The organism is Streptomyces sp. TRM49041, assembly GCF_008271805.1.
GTDB lineage: Bacteria > Actinomycetota > Actinomycetes > Streptomycetales > Streptomycetaceae > Streptomyces.
On the sequence record NZ_VSRY01000147.1, the window covers coordinates 59,170 to 76,665 of the forward strand.

Genomic DNA, 17,496 nt, shown 5'->3' on the forward strand with positions numbered 1-17,496 from the left:
CGCAGCGCGCGTCGATAGGTCGAACGCGGCGATGCCGACCGGAGCCGCGCGCGAACCACTCAGGAGCCGACAAGCGACGTGGCCGAGAAGCGAGTTGCTCATGTGAGACGCCTTGACGGCGCCGGCTCCCACCACTTGAACGCCTTCTCGCCGGTCCGCTGCCCGGCGCGGCCGCCTCCGACGGGCCGGCACCCGTTCTGATGGACCGGTTCGAGGGCGAGGTGCCCTTCGCCGCCCCGCCCGCCGACGGCATCTTCACCTGGGGCAGCGACGCCGACGACCGGCCCACCCTCGCGATCGAGGCCCGCCCGGACGCCCCTGCCCGGACGCGCCGCCGCTCGCCCCGCCGTCCTGGATCTCGAAGTGGACGCGCCTGCCCGAACCCGGCGGCAGGGGCGCCTCCTTCTGCCCGTACCACCAGAACCGGATGCCCTTGTGGCGGCTCCAGTCGTGGGCGGGCAGCGACCGGCTCGACGTCGGCGCTCAAGGCCCTCACGGTCGCCGTCAGGGCCGGCGGCCGGGCAGGGCAGCGTCCAGCAGAAGTGACCCGTCGGCCGCGGTGGCCGGGCCGGCCGGACGCATACCGGGCAGACTGACCGCCACTCACAGCCTCCGGGGTGCCGCGCCCGCAGCGCCGGCCGGCACCCCTGCGCTATACGTCGGACACGGCGGCGGACGTCTCGGCGAGGCCGTCGCGCAGACGGGCGCCCTGGCGGAACAGCTCCTGCTGGACGCGTGTGTGGTGGACGTCGCGCGGCGGGCACGCGAGGCGCACGGCCAGGGCCGCGCAGACACCCGCGGCCTGGCCGGTCGCCATCGAGATGGGCATGACCCGGTACGACGAGTGGGCGACGTGCGTCCCGGAGATGCAGCGGCCCGCGACCAGCAGATGGTCCGTGTCGCGGGGCAGCAGGCAGCGCAGCGGAATGTCGTACACCGCCCCGCGCGGCACGCGCTTCAGGATCGTGCCGGTGCCCTGCGGGTTGTGGATGTCGATCGGGTAGGCGCCGTGGGCGACGGCGTCCGGGAAGGGCCGCGCGGCGAGGATGTCGTGTCCGGTCAGCTTGTAGTCGCCGAGGATGCGGCGGGTCTCCCGTACACCGACCTGGACGCCGCTCTGAACGACGTAGTGCTCCTCGAAGCCTGGAACGCGGGTGCGCAGGAACTCGTCGATCTGCCGCATCTGCCGGCGCGCGACGAACTCGGCGCGGCTCAGCTCCCACACGCTGGTGCCCAGCGCTCTGGTGACACGGGTGCTGTTCACGCTCAGTTCGCCGGGGTGCGGGGTGGCGAAGAACAGGATGTCCTCACGCGGCAGGTCCAGCTCACCGGCCGCCGTCGCCTCGCTGATGAGGTCCCACAAGCCGTGGACGCCACGCCACTGGTCGGGGTGTTCCCGGACGTAGTCGTTGAAGCCGGGCCGGAGGAAGTTCACGACCCGGAACATGAGCGTCATCGGCTGGACGAGCCCGTCCTCGGGCCGGCCGATCTCGTACGGCGCTCCGGAGGCGGCCGCGATGTCGCCGTCGCCGGTGCAGTCCACGACTGTCCTGGCGTCGATCACCACCGGGCCCGACTTGGTCTCGAAGACCACGCGCTTGCCGTCGTCGAGCGGGAGGGCCGACGACGCGAAGGCGTGGAACAGCATCCGTACCCCGGCCTCTTCCAGCATGTCGAGAGCGACCAGCTTGAAGCTCTCCGGGTCGAACGGAACGGTGTAGCCGGTCTCGACGGAGGGCGGGACGCAGCCGCCCTGCTCGGTGAGCCGGTCCAGCATCCGCCACAGCACGCCCGCGACCACGGGCTCGCCCTCGCCGTGGTCGGTGGGCAGCAGACGGCTGTCGTCGCCGCCCACGGCCTGCTTCATCTCGTTGTGGAACGACATCAGCGGCATGACGAGCGCCGCTGTCGCGTTGCCGCCGAGGAACCCGTAGCGCTCGACGAGGATCACGTCGGCCCCGGCGTCCGCGGCGGCGATCGCCGCGCCGAGCCCGGCGGGCCCGCCGCCGACGACCAGCACGTCGGTGCTGCCGCCGAGCTGCGCCGACCTGGGCGGCAGGGTGACGGTGCGGTGCTCGGTGGGTGGCCTGAGGATCGGCATCGGCTCTCCTGGCGCGTCCGCGGTCGTAGGACGGTGGCGACGGTCAGCCCGTCGGCAGCGAGACGGGGGCGGAGGCGGAGGCGGGCCGCCGCAGCTCGATGTCCTCCAGCACGGCCCGGCAGCGCTCCCATGTCTCTTCGGACCGTTCGCGCAGCGCGCCGACGTGCGAGCACATCGCGTCCCGCCGCTGGGGATACTCGTCCCACAGCCGGTCGACCTCCGCCAGCAGCAGCCCCGCCTGCTCCCTGGCCACCCCGACCAGCGCCGGAGCGCCCACCCGGCGGGCGAAGTCGAACACCTTCCCCGCGTAGGGCAGGGGCAGGAACGGCACACCGGAGAGCGCCGCGAAGATCAGGAAGTGGAGCCGCATTCCGACGGCCAGGCTCAGCCGGCCCATGAACCCCAGAATCTGCCCGGGGCGGTAGGTGCCGTTGAGGATGCGTCCCCGGTCCGCCGCGGTCATGTGCGACAGGACCGCGTGGGCGTGCCGGATGTCCTGGCTCTCCATCGGCATGAAGACCACATATGTGTCGAAGCGGCGGACGAGGAAGTCGGCGACCTCCGCGAGCAGCGCGTGATAGTCGGCCACGTCCAGGTGTTCGGCCGCCCTGCCCGGTTCGCGGACCGAGAGGCCGACCAGCCGGGCGTCGCCCGGGATGCCCTCGTGGAGCAGCATCTGGTCGGTGAAGTCCTCCCGGGGCAGCAGCAGCGCCGGGTCCGCGGTCACCGTGATCTCACGGTCGACGCCGACCTCCTCCAGGACGAGCTCGGACTCCTCGTCCCGCACCACCACCTCGTCCATCTCCGTGATCACTGTGCGTACGGCCTGGCGGTCGTCGGTCTCGCGCAGGGGCCCCGCGCCGATGGCGTAGGCGAAGGTGCGGACTCCCAGGACGTGCGCCGCGTGCACCAGCCGCAGATAGCGACGCGCCTCACCGTCGTACAGGAACCCGCCACCGCCCAGAATGAGCAGGTCAAGCCGCGACACGGCGTCTGTCAGCCGGCTCTGGCTGGCGCCTTCCCAGGCCACTACCTCGTCGGCGCAGGGGTGGTGGATCCTCGTGTGCTCGGCGTTCCTGCTGAAGACGACGAGCCAGGCGTCCGCACGCCAGGCGCGCAGACGGCCCAGCACACACGTCAGGATCGACTCGTCTCCGATGTTGAAACCACCGTACGAGCCGAGCACGCCGATCCGCAGCCCGCGCTGCGGGGCAGCACCGGTCATCCACGCCTCCTACCGCGCCGGGGCCGTCCTGCACAGCTCGCCGAGGCAGCCCGGTACTCGCTCGGCGCCCTTCCCGGATGCCCTCGGCGAGGAAAGACAAACACCAGGTGCGGTTGATGGGGTGAGTGACGCTGACCGTCACTCACCGTAGCCGTCGTCGGTTCAGCGCCGGAGGTGCTCGGGGCCGGTGAAGGGCTGTGGCATCGTCTCCGTCCGCGCCGCCGGGGCCGGGGCCGAGGCGCCGGCCGCCCGCCGCGGACCGGCGAGGGCACCCTCGACATGGCGGAGCATCGCCTCGTCGATCGGGTGGGCCTTGACGTTGCCGTCTTCGTCGAAGCGCTGGTACTTCATCAGGTTGAAGCCGATCGCGACCTGCCGGCGGCCGTCCTCGGTGGACAGCGCCCAGGTCCCGGCGCCGAAGACCCCGCCGTCGTGGCCCCAGTACCAGCGGCCGTCGGACATCTTCAGGGTGTACAGGCCGAGGCCGTAGCGCATGGTGCCCTCCTGGCCCGGCGCGGATTCGAGCGTGGGGACGGTGGTCTTCATGGCGCGCAGCTCGGCAGGGCCGAGGAGCCTGCCGCTGAGCAGCCGGCGGTAGAAGGAGTTGAGGTCCTCCATGGTGGACACCAGCGACCCGGCCGGGCCGGCCCAGGACATGTCGTAGACGCTGTAGTCGCGGGCGGGCTCGATCGCCCCGTACATCGACTCGTACATCTTCGCGTGCGGCCCGGTGATGAAGGGCGTGCGCGGGAAATACGTGTGCCGCAGCCCGGCCTTGCGGATGACATGGCGGGTGATGTATGCCTCGGGCTCCTGGCCCGTGACCTCGCGGAGCAGCAGACCGGCGATGACGTAGTTGGTGTTCGAGTACCCGTACGTGCCGCGCGGCGCCGCGGCGGGTGCCGCGAGTCCGAGGCGCACCAGCTCCTCGGGGGTGAAGCGCCGGAAGCGGTTGGCGTCGAGGGCCTTCCCGGGGTCCTCCAGCAGTCCGGGGAACGCCGGGACGATGTGGTCGCCGAGGCCGCTGGTGTGGTTGAGCAGCATCCGTACGGTGATGGCGCGTCCCCGCTCCCCCGGTATCAGCTCGGGGAGGTAGCGGCCGACCGGGGCGTCGAGGTCGATCCTGCCCTGGTGGACCTGCTGGAGGACGGCGACGGCGGTGAAGGTCTTGGTGATGCTGCCGACCCGGTGCTGGAAGCCGGGCCGCACGGGGCGCTCCGTGTCCACGTCCGCGTGTCCGGCGGCGCCGCGCCACTGTGACGAGCCGTCACGAACAGCCGAGTAGGCGCCGTACATACCGGCCTTGTGGACGGCGTCGAGCGATTGGCGCAGCGCCTCGCGGTCGAGACCGAGGCCGGCGCCGGGGCTCTGGGTCTGGCCCCGGCCACGGCCCTGGCCCTGGCCGTGGCTTTGGTCGGTGGTGGACGCCGCGGCGGTGAGGCCCGTGGTCGGCGCGGCGGGCAAGGCGTACGCGGGCGGCGTGACGGCGGCCAGTGACAGTAAGGCGGCGCTCGACGCGACGGCGACGAGGTGGCGCCCGCGGCGGCGGGCGGGACGCTGGGCGATGTCCATGGGCGCTCCCGGAAGGTCGGTGCGGGCACGGGGTGTGCCCTGGCCCCATCCTCAGGGCGCCGCAGGGGTCCAATTGTCCTTTCTGAGGAGGATCTTGTGCACGGCGGGGCCGTGACATCTGTCAGGTGCGGCGTGGTCGGTGTCGCGGCGGCGCGGAGACGGTCGCGGGCCCGGCAATTGTCATCGCGTCAGGTCCCGTCCGGTGGCGGGCGGCGCGACCACCGGCCGCAGGCTTCCGCGGGGGCCGTGTCCTCGCCGTTGTCCGGGAGACCGGACGCCGAGCCGCTCTCCCGAAGTGCGAGCGGGTCCGAAGCGCCCGCCTCGGGTGGGGCGAACGGTCCCGGTCTTCGCGCGTGGCCCGGGACCAGCGGCAGGCGGCGCGGGGCTGTCCGGCCCGGGCGATGGCTGCGCCGTCCGACGATGCTGTTCCCCACGGCGACAGGGAGGGCGATGCGCCCCTACCGCATCGGTGTGCTCCTCCGCCCGTCCAGGGCGAAGGCTTCCTGTCCGCCTCTCCCGGCACTCCACTGTCCCGTCCAACCGGGCCGGGTGGCACGGGGCCATACGTCGTTCCCGGTCCGGCGCACAGGACCGGCGTGAGCAGAAGGAGCAAACGGATGCTGCGAGCATCGAGAGGTCGGGACGAGGGACCGGCGGCGGTGCCCGGCCGGGCGTGGCTGATGCTGGCCCTGGCCACGCTGGGCTTCGCCGTCAACTTCTGGGCATGGGCCCTGCTGAGCCCGCTCGGTCCGCGCTTCAAGGACTCTCTCGGGCTGTCCTCGTTCGAACAGTCGCTGCTGGTGGCGGTGCCGGTGGTGGTCGGCTCCCTGGGCCGGATCCCGGTCGGGGCGCTGACGGACCGGTTCGGAGGGAGGGTGATGTTCCCGCTCGTCTCGGCGACCACCGCGGTCCCGGTCCTGTACCTCGGGCTCGCCGGGCACTCCTCGCTCGCGGCCCTGCTCGTCGGCGGCTTCTTCCTCGGTGTCGCCGGCACCTCCTTCGCCATCGGCGTGCCCCTCGTCAGCGCCTGGTTCCCGCCCGAACGGCGCGGCATGGCCATCGGAGTCTTCGGCGCCGGCATGGGCGGCACCGCGATCAGCGCGCTCACCACCGTCCAGTTCGTGGACGCCTACGGCATGGCCACCCCGTTCCTGATCACCGCCGCCGTCCTGGCCGCGTACACGGTGGTGGCCGCGCTGCTGCTGCGCGACGCGCCCGGGCGCACCCCGCCGACCGAGCCGCTGGCCCGCCGGTTGGCCTCCACCCTCCGGCTGGGCGTCACGTGGGAGGCGTCCGCCCTGTACGCCGTGGCCTTCGGCGGCTATGTGGCCTTCTCGGTCTATCTGCCGACCTATCTGAAGACCGGGTACGGGCTCTCCCAGGCGGACGCGGCGAATCGGATGGCCGGCTTCGTACTGCTGGCGGTGGCGATGCGCCCGGTCGGCGGGTGGCTCTCGGACCGGCTCGGGCCGGTGCGCGTGCTGGCCGGCTCCCTGGCCGTGGTGGTCGCCGGTGCCTTCCTGCAGTCGTCGACCCCGTCCCTGATGCCGGTCGGCACGATCGCCTTCCTGGCGATGGCCGCCGCGCTCGGCGCGGGCAGCGGCGCGGTCTTCGCCCTGGTGGCCCTGCTGGCTCCGGCGAACAGGATCGGCTCGGTCACCGGCGTCGTCGGTGCCGCCGGCGGGCTGGGCGGGTTCCTGCCGCCGCTGGTCATGGGCTCGCTGTACGGCGCGTGGGGCTCGTACGCGATCGGACTGGTCATGCTGGGTGTGGTGGCGGCAGCGGCGCTCGCGTTCACCTGTACGGGCGGGCGCCGCGCGGTCTCCCGTCGGGTGGCCGCGGCCCCGGCGCGCTGAACGGCCCGACAGGGAGCAAATCAGTCCAAACTCTTGCAACTCACCCCTCCGATGACCCGATTACATGATCAAAGTAGAGGGGGGTTAGCATCTGAGCACCGCCTAGCTCGAAAGATAAGCCTGTGACTGTCAACGAGGACTCGTTCACCAACTGGAAGACCCGCGAGGAGATCGCGGAGTCGATGATCCCGATCATCGGGAAGCTGCACCGGGAGCGGGACGTAACGATCCTGCTGCACAGCCGCTCCCTGGTGAACAAGTCGGTCGTCAGCATTCTCAAGACCCACCGGTTCGCCCGGCAGATAGCCGGTGAGGAGCTCTCGGTCACCGAGACGCTGCCGTTCCTGCAGGCTCTCACGACGCTCGATCTCGGTCCCTCCCAGATCGACATCGGCATGCTCGCCGCGACGTACAAGACCGACGACCGCGGTCTCCCGGTCGAGGAGTTCACCGCCGAGGCCGTCGCCGGCGCCACGGGCTCCGGCAGGATCGAGCGCCGTGAGCCGCGCGACGTCGTCCTCTACGGATTCGGCCGCATCGGCCGCCTCGTCGCCCGCCTCCTCATCGAGAAGACCGGCTCCGGCAACGGCCTGCGGCTGCGTGCCATCGTCGTCCGCCGGGGCGGCGACCAGGACATCGTGAAGCGGGCCTCCCTGCTGCGCCGTGACTCCATCCACGGCCAGTTCCAGGGCACGATCACCGTCGACGAGGCGAACAGCACGATCCTCGCCAACGGCAACGAGATCAAGGTGATCTACGCCAACGACCCCTCGGAGGTCGACTACACGGCGTACGGCATCAAGAACGCCATCCTCATCGACAACACCGGCAAGTGGCGCGACCGCGAAGGTCTGTCGAAGCACCTGCGCCCCGGCGTCGAGAAGGTCGTCCTGACCGCGCCCGGCAAGGGTGACGTCCCCAACATCGTGCACGGCGTCAACCACGACACGATCAAGCCGGACGACCAGATCCTGTCCTGCGCCTCCTGCACCACCAACGCGATCGTCCCGCCGCTGAAGGCGATGGCGGAAGAGTACGGCGTTCTGCGGGGCCACGTGGAGACCGTCCACTCGTTCACCAACGACCAGAATCTGCTGGACAATTACCACAAGGCCGACCGTCGAGGCCGCTCGGCGCCGCTCAACATGGTCATCACCGAGACCGGTGCCGCCTCCGCCGTCGCCAAGGCGCTGCCGGAGCTCAAGGCCCCGATCACCGGCAGCTCGATCCGCGTCCCGGTGCCGGACGTCTCGATCGCGATCCTGAGCCTGCGGCTCGGCCGCGAGACCACCCGCGAGGAGGTCCTCGACTATCTCCGCAACGTCTCGCTGACCTCGCCGCTCAAGCGCCAGATCGACTTCACCACCGCCCCCGACGCGGTCTCGAGTGACTTCATCGGCTCGCGCCACGCGTCGATCGTCGACGCCGGCGCCACCAAGGTCGACGGCGACAGCGCGATCCTGTACCTGTGGTACGACAACGAGTTCGGCTACTCCTGCCAGGTCGTCCGCGTCGTCCAGCACGTCTCCGGCGTGGAGTACCCGACCTACCCGGCCCCGGCGGTCTGATCCGGGCGGACCGGGACAACACCCTGGCCGGCCCATCCGGTTCGTCCGGATGGGCCGGCCGGTCCGTCAGGGGCACCGGTCGGACCGCGGGTCGGCGGCGGTGCGGCCGGTGTGGAGGCGGATCGTCGCGTCGACGGCGTCGGCGTGCCGGCTTCGCCGTGTCCGCCCCGGCCGTCTTCGACGAACAGCCCGTGAGAACGGCCGCGGTGGCCGCCGCCGGCGCGCCCGTGGCAACGGCCCTGCGCTGTGGCCGCACGGCACGACCCATGTCTCCCCGCCTTCCAGCGGTGCCGCATCAGCCCGGAGAACCGGGGGCGGCGCGCCCTCGGGCCCGTCCGGTTCACCGGGGGGCACGGTCAGTCGTCCGCTGGAGCGGCTTCACCCGACGCCACCGGGGCGAGCCGCTCCCGGCCGCATCACGCGGACTTGCGGGCGACGCGGTTCACAGCGGCCCCCACCCGGAGGTCCGGCGGGCCGTCGGGGGTGTCGAGGCCGAGCTCGTCCGCCAGCCTCCTGAGGTAGATGTCCACGGTGGACTCGACCAGCTCGGCGTGCACAGTGCCGGCCTGTCGGCCACGGCGCCATGCCACGAGCCCCACCACGAGGGCGACCAGCGCCGCGGGCCACCAGAAGCAGCCGAGGACCGCGTAGCAGCCGGCCCACACCGATCCGGCCACCGCGGCGCCGAACCGGGCACGCGACGCACGGAGTTCCGTTCTGACGTCGTCGGGGAGCACCAGCCACAGACGCGTCCAGCACGAGGCGAGGTCGATGCCGTACTGGTGGCGCAGCCGCGTTTCCGTCGCCGCCATGCGGTCCCCGGTGAAGGTGGGCCTGCGGGGACCGGCGAGCGCGATCCCGTCGCGGCGGGCGGCGAGTTCGTCGAGCTCGTTCCTCACCTGCTCGCCGCGCTGGTGCGCCGGGGCCGCACGGCGGTGTTCGTCGATCCTGGACTGGATCTGTTCCCAGCGCCTGAGCCGTCGTGCGGTCAGCCGATCCGCCAGTCGGCGCGCCTTGGAGGGCCAGTCCCCCGTCCAGACACGCTCGGCGCCCTCCGCACATGTCCGTACGAAGGTGCCGACGGCGACGGAGGCGATGATCACGGCCCCGGCGAGCGCGAGCTGGCCCACAGCGGGCCACCGCGCCGCCTCCGCGGCCCAGTGCCCTACCCGCTCGAACAGAAGGGACCGGTCCAGTGCGGCGCCCTGACCGAGCACCGCGCCGGTGGTCACGGCCGCGACGAAGGCAAGACCGGGAGCGGCGAGGGCGGACAGCCACTTCTCGGCCAGCTTCTGGCCGAGGCTGTCGAGGAGCGGGGCCACCGGCTCACGCCTCGACTACACGCAGCGGCCGGTCACGCAGCCAGCAGCGGCCCCCGGACGGAAGTTGCCCGCCCGGCGCGCGGACCGCGTTCAGGCTGCACCACCCGTCAGGGCAGCGATACGACTCCCCCGCCGAGCGGCGCCGCGTGCCCGGGACCATGTCGCCGGGTTCCTCCCCACGCACGGGGCCAGGCTCGCCCAGCACATGCGGCGGAATGTCCAGCCCCGCGGTGGCCTCCAGCACAGGGGTGTCGGCGAGGACGGCGCGCACGGCGGTGTCGAGTTCCGCGAGCCGTCCGTCCTGCTCCAGGTCCTCCATCAGCCAGGGCAGTGCCGAGCAGAGCGCGGCACGCCTCTCACGGTCGTTCATCGATACCTCCTTGGCCAGGGCCGACTCGGCTTCCAAGTGCCCGCGGTTCCTAGGGCCCGCTGTGGATGACGGACGCCCAGAACAGCGGCTCCCGGTAGCGGGGGTGTTCGCGAAGCGTCCCGACGGCCCTGTGCAGGGCGTGGGCGGCGCTGTGGGCGTCCGGTGCGCTGAGAAGCCGGTACACCTCGCGGGCGAGGAGGGGGCCCGTCTTGTCGTCCACGGTCCACAGGCTTCCGACCACCTGCCGGTAGCCGCAGAGCTGGAAGGCCGATGCGACGGAGATGACCTCGTCGGCCAGTTCCTGGCCGGGGGCGGCACTGTGGCACGCCGACAGGTAGGCGAGCTCGGCATCACGCAGGCGCTCGGCCGCGAGCCCACGCAGGGTGACATGACCACCGTGCAGGAGGAGTCTGCTGTGCGACGGGTCGGCCGGGTCCCGTACGCCATGGCAGGCGAAGTGGGCGTGGGTGTGCGTACGCAGTGCGGCGAGCACCGCCTCCGGTGTGGCCTCCGCGTCACGCAGCGCGGTCCTGCGGCCGGTCCACTCCGCCGTCGCGGACAGCTCCTCGTCCAGGGACGCGAGCCGAGGGTGGGCGTGGCCGGTGTCCACGGCGACCGCGACCAGGGACGTCCGCCCGGCATCGGGGGCGGGAGTGTCCCGGGCGTGCAGGAGCGAGCCGAGCGTGGGGACGTAGGAGGAGACGACCCTGTCGTGGGCGTACACGGAGCCGGGACGGCCGTCTCCTTCGAGCAGGGCGGCGTGCAGGGGCAGCAGGGACAGGACGCCGGTCGGACACCACCACAGCCTGGGCGCGGGCGCGCCCTGTGCCACCGGGCCGTCGAGGCCCAGCCGTTCGAGGACCGGCCTCACGATCTCGTCGCCCAGCCACCGCAGCGTCCGTTTCAGCTCCCGGTCGTGTACGTACCGCTCCCCGCCCGTGGTGCCTGGTGTCGCCAGCGTCGCCACAGCGGTCTGGAAGGCGTCGGCCCGGTGGTTGATCTCCTCCGCCGTGACGCCGGGCAGCGGCAGTACCTCGACGGCAGCCCGCCCGGAGCGATGGTGCAGCAGGAGCGCGTCGCAGCGCAGCGGGGAGATGTTGATGACGGCGACGGGCCCGAGCGCCGCCGCCTCGCTCAGCCGTGCCCAGTCCGGCGGCCTGTGGAAGTGGCCGAAGCCCCGCAGCGCGCGGATCTCCCGCACCACCCGGTCGAACTCCGCGGCCGACGCCTTGCGCTGCTCCGGGCTGCGCTGTCGCGCCACCAGTTCCGCGCAGACCTGCTCGAAACGGGCCGCGAGGCGAGGGGACGCGGCAACCAGGTCGTCGTGACGACTCCGTAGCTGCAGTGCCTGCGCCAGCAGGACTCCGCGCCCCTGTTCCAAGCGGACCAGTGCCTGGCGGGGCCTGCCCGCCGTGATCTCCACAGCTGCGGCGACGTTGGCCAACGAGGAGAACTCACGCAGCCGCGTCTCCTGTGACTCCCTGCCCAGAGCCCGCCCGGTCAGCTTGGGCAGGAGCTCGGCGAGGGCCACGCCGAAGGCGGCACGCGCCTGTTCCAGGTCCGCCAGCGTCTCGCAGGTGAGACCCCATAGAGCGGCGCAGTGCAGGCGTGTGCGGATGTCCTGCGTGGGCGCGAGCGCGGTGGTGCGGTACTGCGCGGCGGCTTCCACCAGATCGGCCACCGCCCGCCGGCCACGGCCGCGCATCTCCAGCAGGTGCCCCAGCTCCCGACGGGCCAGTTGATGGTTGGGCCCGGTGTCCGACGGCTCTCCCGCCACCTGCCTGAGGATGGACGCCGCGGCGTCCATCTCCGCGTCCCGCCCCGTGCGCACTCCGCGTTTCCGCAGCGCGAGGGCCAGCTTGATCAGCATGACGGGACGGTCGTGCTGGGCGGGCGGAGTGGCCGCCACCGCGTACTGCAGGTGGTCCACCGCCTCACTCAGTTCGGCCATGTCCCCGTAGGCGTCGAACCGTGCCGTGAGAACGGCGGCGAGATTGGTGAGCCGCTGGGCGTGGGTGACGGAGACGGCGAGGTGGGCGGGGTACGGGTGGCGGACGGCGGCTGTGGCCGCCTCCAGGTCCGCGAGGTCCCCCGAGGAGGCGTACCGATCGAGGTGGGCGAGGCCGAGGAACGAGTGGGCCGTTGCCCGCTCCTCGTCTCCGAGCGGGCCTGCCAGCGCGTCGGTGAGTTCGGTGATCGAACCGTCGAGGTCGGCGAGCTCCCCCTCCATCTCGAAGCGCATCCGCAGTGCCTGGCCCAGTTCGATACGACGGTGACTGCGCTCCGGCTCACCGGTCGCCGCCCTGTCGACTGCCCGTCGCAGCCGGTCGACGAGCGTGTCGAGCCGGTTCGGATCGCCGTCTCGCATGTAGTGGGTCACCTCGGCCGCCGTGCTGCCCTCGGCCACAGGGGCCGGCGGGGCCGTCGCCTGCGTCCGCATGAGGATGGCCATCATCTCCTGACGCGCCGGATCACCGGCCGGCAGCACGGCGATCGCCTGACGCATCAGGTGCAGGGCAGCGGCCCGCGTCCGCACGGGATCGTCACCACCGTCGCAGTCGGCCAGAGCCGCCATGGCCGTGCCCAGATTGAAGGTGATGGCCGGTTCGGACTCTCCACCCTGTGCCTCGTCCCGAGCCCACACCATCAAGGCCGTGGCCAGTGCGATCCCTGCCCTGTCGTCGGCCGGCACGCTCGCCAGGAACAGTGCGTTGCCCACGGCGTGCACGATCTCGTAGGGCGGCACCAGCCTCGGCGGGTGCTGTACGAAGGCGTCGCGCAGCGGCTGCGGTACGGCATCCGGACGCAGCGCGTGCACAACGCCGAACAGGAACACCATCGCGTGGTAATCCCAGGTCCTCCGCTCCTCGGGCACATGCCGGCACCGCGCGAGGTGGTAGCACGCGACGAGGTACACCACGTCGAGGTCGACGGCCTCCGGCGCGCCCGTCTGCTCAGGCGTCAGCTTTTCGCGAACCCCGTGGAGAAGCTCGGCGACGTTGTAGTGCGTCCCGCGCCCCATCACGTCTTCCGCCGACTCGAACACAAACGGCGCTGCCTCGTCCGGTGCGGACATCGCCTTGCGGATCGCAGCACGAAACTCCGAGCGCAGCTCGCCCATCTCCGGCCCCCGGTCCCTAAGTCCGCCTCTGCGGCGACGCCTACGGTACGCAGCGGGAGGGTCGTGCAGCGGCCGAATGGCGAAGATCCTGTCCGCTGAGCTGTCGCACGCCCGGGATCTCGGGGCCCCCGGTCGCCGGTGTGTCCGACATCGGGCAACCGGTCTACCACGTCATGGAGTTGGCTGCCGGTAACCTGGGTCGCATCGTCCGTGGGGCCCAGGCAGGCCGGCCGGCGTCCTCACCGGCCCGTCCGCGCACAGCACCGCGTCCGTGAGCTCGAAGAGCGCGTCCGCCCGCTTGCCAGACGCGCCGTCTGCGCTCACCGACCGGGGGGTCCTGGCAGCGCTGAAGCTGGTGCTGGAGCCGATCCTCGAGGCCGACTTCGAGCCGGTCTCCTACGGCTTCCGGCCCCTACGGCGGGCTCACGACGCGATCGCCGAGATCCACGTGCGGCAGGTCACACAGCGCAACGCTGGTCGCGAGACGGCCGGAATCGACGTGAGGTCGCCCTGACCTCCCGCGAGCGGGGAGAACTGGCGGAGCGGATGCACCGCCACGCCTCGCCTCGCCTCTCACGGTCCTGCCTGAACGAGAGTTCGTGGAGAGCCCGGTACTCGGAGACGGGTACGCCGGGTTCGGCGGGCGGCACGGAGAACGGACCGGCGGCAACCCCGGCACCGCGCTCCGTCCCGACTCGACAGGCACCCACGGCCGCGGTCGCCGTGGGACCGGTTCAGCGTGATCCGGCGGTACAGCGGCCGAGGGCCGCGAACAGGGCCCCCGCCGCGTACACCACCGCGACCGCCACGCACACCACGGCGAACGAACCGTTCGCAGCAACGGCCAGCCGCGGGCCCGCACTGGCGCCCAGGAACAGCACGAAGGTGTACAAGGCGACGGCCGCGCCCCGCGCGGGCCCCGCCTGGGCGCTGACCGACTCGACGAGCCCGGGCGCGGTGACCCCCACCGCGAAGACGAAGACGAACAGCAGCACGCCGAGCCCGATGACCCCGATCTCACCGTCCAGGGTGAGCAGCGCCATGACCCCGGCCATGACCCCGGCCAGCAACTGTCCGCCGATCACCCGGGCGGCGGCGGACAGCCGCACCAGCCATCGGGCGCACAGTGGCACCAGCACCATCGCGGGCAACATCGCGGCCCGCAGGGCCGACAGCGTGCCGGAGCCGGCGCCGGCCGCGGGGACGCCCACCACCTGGAGGCCCGTGAAGAGGGCCACGAATCCGCAGAGCACGCTCACCGTCGCCAGGAGGTGCAGCACCAGCGACGGTACGGTGAGCAGCCGCCCCATGGCGCGGAAGGCGTCCCCGACGGAGGTCGTGGGGCGCGCCCGGTCGCCCTCCAGGACGCCGCGCAGCAGCAGGACGGCTCCCGCCAGCGCGGCGGCGCAGCCGAGGAAGACCGGCTCCCAGCCCGCCACGTCGGCGACGAACTGGGCGTACACCTGCCCCAGGACGGAGGCGGTGAAGAAGGAGCTGGTAAGCCAGGTCATCGCGGCGAGCCGACGGGTCGGCTCGATCCGCTCCGCGATGTACGCGAAGGCGGACGGCGCGAACGCCGCGGCGCAGAGTCCCTGGACGGCGCGGATCGCGCACCCGGCGAGGAGGCTGGGCGCGGCGGCGACCGCCGCGGTGGCGGCCGCGGTGAGCGCCAGACCGACGGTCATGACGAGACGGCGGCCGAACCGGTCGGACAGCGGCCCGGAGAAAAGGAACCCCGAGGCGTATCCGCAGCCGAAGGCGGTGGCGGTCCAGCCCGCCGCCGACGGGGTCGTGCCCCAGGACTCCGCGAGCGGCAGCAGCACAGGCAACACGGTGAAGAGCTGGCTCACCACCAGCAGACCGACCGCGCACAGGGTGAGCACGGTCCGGAAGAACGGCACGTGGGCGGCCGCCGACTCCGGCGAGGCGGGGGCGGGGGTGGGAGCCGGGGCGGAGGAAGAGGGGGAAGCGGCGGTAGTCATGTGTCCGAGTGGTTTCAGCCGACTAGAGAGACGGGGAGGGCGTCGACGGTGTGGAGGACGACGGCGAAGCGGAGGACGACGGTAGTGGGAGCTGCCGGGCCGACGGGGCACCGGGCAGCAGCCGCCAGGAGCGCAGCCGGGCCACCGCCCGCAGATGGTCGTCGCCGCCCACGACCACGGCTGTTCCGGCGGCCTGGAGCATCGGCAGGTCGGAGACGTGGTCGCCGTACGCGACACAGTGCTCGGGCGGGACGCGGTGCGCCGACGCGGCCGCGAGCAGGGCGTCGGCCTTGGCCTTGCCGATCATCGGCGTGCGGGTGAGCCCGCCCGTGTACACGCCGTCGACGATCTCGGGCAGCGTGCACCAGGTCTCGTCGGCGCCGCAGTGGGCCGCGACGGGCGCCAGGCACGCCGGGAAGGAGCCGGATACCAGCATGACGAGGTCACCGTCGGCGCGGTGTTCGCGCAGGGCGGCGAGTGCGTACGGGTGGAACAGCCCCCCGGCGCGCAGCTCCGCGTCGAACCACTCGCGGGCCAGCCGCTCGACCTCGGCGACATCGGCACCCCGGTAGCTGTCGAAGTAGGCGCGGTTGGTCTCCTCGCGTGGCAGGCCCATGTCTGTCATGGCCTTGAGCCGCTGCCGCCGCTGCTCGTACACGTGCGGCGGGTGGCCCGTGGCGGAGAGGAAGTGCCGCAGGAAGCGGAAGATGGTCGTGGCGGTGGTGAGGGTGCCGTCGACGTCGAAGAACGCGATCCGGGTACGGCTCATCAGGTCCTCGATAACTGGCGGGCGGGGCAGGGGCGCGGGGAGGGGGCCGGGTACCGGACCGGTCCGGTACCCGGCCCCCTCGCTGTCGTCGTGTCAGGCGTGGAGACCCTTGGACTCGAGCAGGGCGACGGTCCCTGCGACATTGCCGGCTTCGTGCAGTTCCTCGTCGGTGACGGTGATGCCGTAGCGCTGGCCGATGGCGACGGCCACCTCGACGAGAACGAGCGAGTCGAAGCCGAGCATGTCGAACCGCGTCTCGGGCGTGGTGTCCTCCGGGGCCTCGTATTCGGCGGTGAGGAGTGCGAGGAGCTGGTCGGCGAGCGGCTGTGTCCGTGTGGTCATGGGGAAGTTCCCTTCGCGTTCCGTGCGTGCTGACGCACGCGTGAGGGCGGCGCCGAAGATGAGGCGCCGAAAGGTGAGGCGCCGAAAGGTGAGGTGGTGAAGGTGAGCCGCTGAAAGATCAGCTGCTGCACGATCGCCGCTTGGAGGTGAGCCGTGACGGGATGCGGGGCTGTCCCTTCGACCGGTTCGGGGCCTGCTCGGGCCCGGAACCGTGCGGCGGTCTCAGGCTGCGGTGAGGCCGGGCCAGGTCAGCGCGGCCGACCCCCAGGTGAGCCCGCCGCCGAACGCGGTGAGCAGCAGCCTGGACCCGGTGGCCAGCGTCCCCGCGGTCGCGGCGTCGGCGAGCGCGACCGGGATGGAGGCGGCCGAGGTGTTCCCGACGCGGTCGATGTTGACGACGGCCCGTTCCTGCGGCAGGCCGAGCCGCTGGGCGAGCGCCTTGAGGATGCGTACGTTGGCCTGGTGGCCCACCAGGTGGTCCACCGACTCGACGGGCCAGCCGATCCGGTCCAGCAGGGCTGCCGCGGAGTCCCCCATACGGGTGACCGCCTCGGCGAACACCTTCTTGCCCTGCATGGTGAAGTAGCGGCCGTTCGGGTCGTGTTCCGCCGTGGAGGCCCGCTCCCGGGAACCGCCGCCCGGGATGGTGATGAGGTCCTGCCGCGAGCCGTCGGAACCGAGGTCGACGCCGAGGACGACGCCGGGTGCGTCGGCGTCCGGCACCGCGGAGAGGACTACGGCTCCGGCGCCGTCACCGAAGATGACGGACGTCGTGCGGTCGGCCGGGTTGAGGATGGTCGAGTAGGTCTCGGCTCCGATGACGAGGACCCGTCGGGCCTGGCCCGCGGTGATCTGGGCGGAGGCGGTGGCCAGGGCGTAGACGAACCCGGAGCACACCGCGGCGATGTCGTACGCGGCGGTGGCACCGAGGCCCAGGCGGGACGCGACCTGCGGGGCGGTGGCCGGGCAGGGGTGGTCGGGGGTGGTGGTGGCAAGGACCACGGCGTCCACGGCACCCGGCCCCGGTGGCAGGTTCGCGGACTTGAGGGCGCGGTGGCCGGCCTCGATCGCGAGGTCGCTGGTGGCCATGCCGGGCGAGGCCCAGTGGCGGGAGCGGATACCGGTCCTGGTGGTGATCCACTCGTCGGAGGTGTCGAACGCGGTGGCGAGTTCTTCGTTGGTGACGCGGCGGGGCGGCAGATAGCTGCCCAGGCCGACGAGCGCGGGGAAGTGCGCCATGCGGAGTCTTCCTGTGGGATGCGGCTTCC

The 17,496-nt window shown here is 72.2% G+C and carries 13 protein-coding genes and 1 pseudogene; 3 read left to right on the plus strand and 11 right to left on the minus strand.

The window, feature by feature from the left end; genetic code table 11:
* Window positions 1–324 precede the first annotated feature (324 nt).
* The 4 genes and pseudogenes from FVS66_RS36905 to FVS66_RS21250 all read right to left on the minus strand — a co-directional run.
* Window positions 325–459 (minus strand): annotated as a pseudogene (locus FVS66_RS36905) (carbohydrate binding domain-containing protein); the annotation flags it as partial.
* A 193-nt stretch (window positions 460–652) separates the two neighbouring features.
* The gene (locus FVS66_RS21240) at window positions 653–2,101 is read right to left on the minus strand and encodes an FAD-dependent oxidoreductase (RefSeq protein ID WP_149182777.1); all 1,449 of its coding nucleotides are present in this window, start codon (window positions 2,099–2,101) and stop codon (window positions 653–655) included.
* A 43-nt stretch (window positions 2,102–2,144) separates the two neighbouring features.
* Window positions 2,145–3,326 carry a polysaccharide pyruvyl transferase family protein gene (locus FVS66_RS21245; RefSeq protein ID WP_149182778.1) on the minus strand — a complete coding sequence of 394 codons (1,182 nt, stop codon included), beginning with the start codon at window positions 3,324–3,326 and terminating at the stop codon, window positions 2,145–2,147.
* Between the two features lie 162 nt (window positions 3,327–3,488).
* Window positions 3,489–4,898 carry a serine hydrolase domain-containing protein gene (locus tag FVS66_RS21250; RefSeq protein WP_149182779.1) on the minus strand — a complete coding sequence of 470 codons (1,410 nt, stop codon included), beginning with the start codon at window positions 4,896–4,898 and terminating at the stop codon, window positions 3,489–3,491.
* A 617-nt stretch (window positions 4,899–5,515) separates the two neighbouring features.
* On the opposite strand from FVS66_RS21250, the gene FVS66_RS21255 reads away from it, so the two are divergent.
* Together FVS66_RS21255 and FVS66_RS21260 are read left to right on the plus strand one after the other, a co-directional pair.
* Window positions 5,516–6,754: an MFS transporter gene (locus tag FVS66_RS21255; RefSeq protein WP_149182780.1), complete on the plus strand. Its 1,239-nt coding sequence runs from the start codon at window positions 5,516–5,518 to the stop codon at window positions 6,752–6,754.
* Between the two features lie 122 nt (window positions 6,755–6,876).
* The gene (locus FVS66_RS21260; protein WP_149182781.1) at window positions 6,877–8,322 is read left to right on the plus strand and encodes a glyceraldehyde-3-phosphate dehydrogenase; all 1,446 of its coding nucleotides are present in this window, start codon (window positions 6,877–6,879) and stop codon (window positions 8,320–8,322) included.
* A 416-nt stretch (window positions 8,323–8,738) separates the two neighbouring features.
* Here the strand turns inward: FVS66_RS21260 and FVS66_RS21265 are convergent, their stop codons facing one another.
* From FVS66_RS21265 to FVS66_RS21275, 3 genes are read right to left on the minus strand one after another with little or no spacing between them, the layout of a single operon-like run.
* A complete protein-coding gene (locus FVS66_RS21265) occupies window positions 8,739–9,644 on the minus strand; it encodes a hypothetical protein (RefSeq protein ID WP_149182782.1) in 906 nt (301 codons plus the stop codon).
* 4 nt (window positions 9,645–9,648) lie between these two features.
* Complete coding sequence (locus FVS66_RS21270) at window positions 9,649–10,014, minus strand: hypothetical protein (protein ID WP_149182783.1); 366 nt, start codon at window positions 10,012–10,014, stop codon at window positions 9,649–9,651.
* A 49-nt stretch (window positions 10,015–10,063) separates the two neighbouring features.
* Complete coding sequence (locus tag FVS66_RS21275) at window positions 10,064–13,135, minus strand: CHAT domain-containing protein (protein ID WP_149182784.1); 3,072 nt, start codon at window positions 13,133–13,135, stop codon at window positions 10,064–10,066.
* 271 nt (window positions 13,136–13,406) lie between these two features.
* Between FVS66_RS21275 and FVS66_RS35535 the strand changes: the two genes are divergently transcribed.
* Window positions 13,407–13,649 (plus strand): hypothetical protein, encoded by a 243-nt coding sequence (locus FVS66_RS35535; RefSeq protein WP_222946973.1) that lies wholly within the window; start codon window positions 13,407–13,409, stop codon window positions 13,647–13,649.
* A gap of 220 nt (window positions 13,650–13,869) precedes the next feature.
* Here FVS66_RS35535 and FVS66_RS21285 read toward each other — a convergent pair whose 3' ends face one another.
* The 4 genes from FVS66_RS21285 to FVS66_RS21300 all read right to left on the minus strand — a co-directional run bounded on the left by FVS66_RS21285 (window position 13,870) and on the right by FVS66_RS21300 (window position 17,467).
* Window positions 13,870–15,117, minus strand: coding sequence for an MFS transporter (locus FVS66_RS21285; RefSeq protein WP_222946967.1), 1,248 nt, complete (start codon window positions 15,115–15,117; stop codon window positions 13,870–13,872).
* Between the two features lie 22 nt (window positions 15,118–15,139).
* Window positions 15,140–15,886 (minus strand): HAD family hydrolase, encoded by a 747-nt coding sequence (locus FVS66_RS21290; protein ID WP_149182785.1) that lies wholly within the window; start codon window positions 15,884–15,886, stop codon window positions 15,140–15,142.
* 93 nt (window positions 15,887–15,979) lie between these two features.
* Entirely contained in the window at window positions 15,980–16,228 is a 249-nt protein-coding gene (locus FVS66_RS21295; RefSeq protein ID WP_149182786.1) for an acyl carrier protein, read from the minus strand.
* A gap of 222 nt (window positions 16,229–16,450) precedes the next feature.
* Window positions 16,451–17,467 (minus strand): beta-ketoacyl-ACP synthase III, encoded by a 1,017-nt coding sequence (locus FVS66_RS21300; RefSeq protein WP_149182787.1) that lies wholly within the window; start codon window positions 17,465–17,467, stop codon window positions 16,451–16,453.
* Window positions 17,468–17,496: the final 29 nt, after the last annotated feature.

What these genes read in the sequence shown, in the direction of transcription:
- FVS66_RS21240 (WP_149182777.1), bottom strand. Translation starts at nt 2,101, where the DNA reads ATGCCGATCCTCAGGCCACCCACCGAGCACCGCACCGTCACCCTGCCG.
- FVS66_RS21245 (WP_149182778.1), bottom strand. Translation starts at nt 3,326, where the DNA reads ATGACCGGTGCTGCCCCGCAGCGCGGGCTGCGGATCGGCGTGCTCGGC.
- FVS66_RS21250 (WP_149182779.1), bottom strand. Translation starts at nt 4,898, where the DNA reads ATGGACATCGCCCAGCGTCCCGCCCGCCGCCGCGGGCGCCACCTCGTC.
- FVS66_RS21255 (WP_149182780.1), top strand. Translation starts at nt 5,516, where the DNA reads ATGCTGCGAGCATCGAGAGGTCGGGACGAGGGACCGGCGGCGGTGCCC.
- FVS66_RS21270 (WP_149182783.1), bottom strand. Translation starts at nt 10,014, where the DNA reads ATGAACGACCGTGAGAGGCGTGCCGCGCTCTGCTCGGCACTGCCCTGG.
- FVS66_RS21275 (WP_149182784.1), bottom strand. Translation starts at nt 13,135, where the DNA reads ATGGGCGAGCTGCGCTCGGAGTTTCGTGCTGCGATCCGCAAGGCGATG.
- FVS66_RS21285 (WP_222946967.1), bottom strand. Translation starts at nt 15,117, where the DNA reads ATGACTACCGCCGCTTCCCCCTCTTCCTCCGCCCCGGCTCCCACCCCC.
- FVS66_RS21290 (WP_149182785.1), bottom strand. Translation starts at nt 15,886, where the DNA reads ATGAGCCGTACCCGGATCGCGTTCTTCGACGTCGACGGCACCCTCACC.
- FVS66_RS21295 (WP_149182786.1), bottom strand. Translation starts at nt 16,228, where the DNA reads ATGACCACACGGACACAGCCGCTCGCCGACCAGCTCCTCGCACTCCTC.
- FVS66_RS21300 (WP_149182787.1), bottom strand. Translation starts at nt 17,467, where the DNA reads ATGGCGCACTTCCCCGCGCTCGTCGGCCTGGGCAGCTATCTGCCGCCC.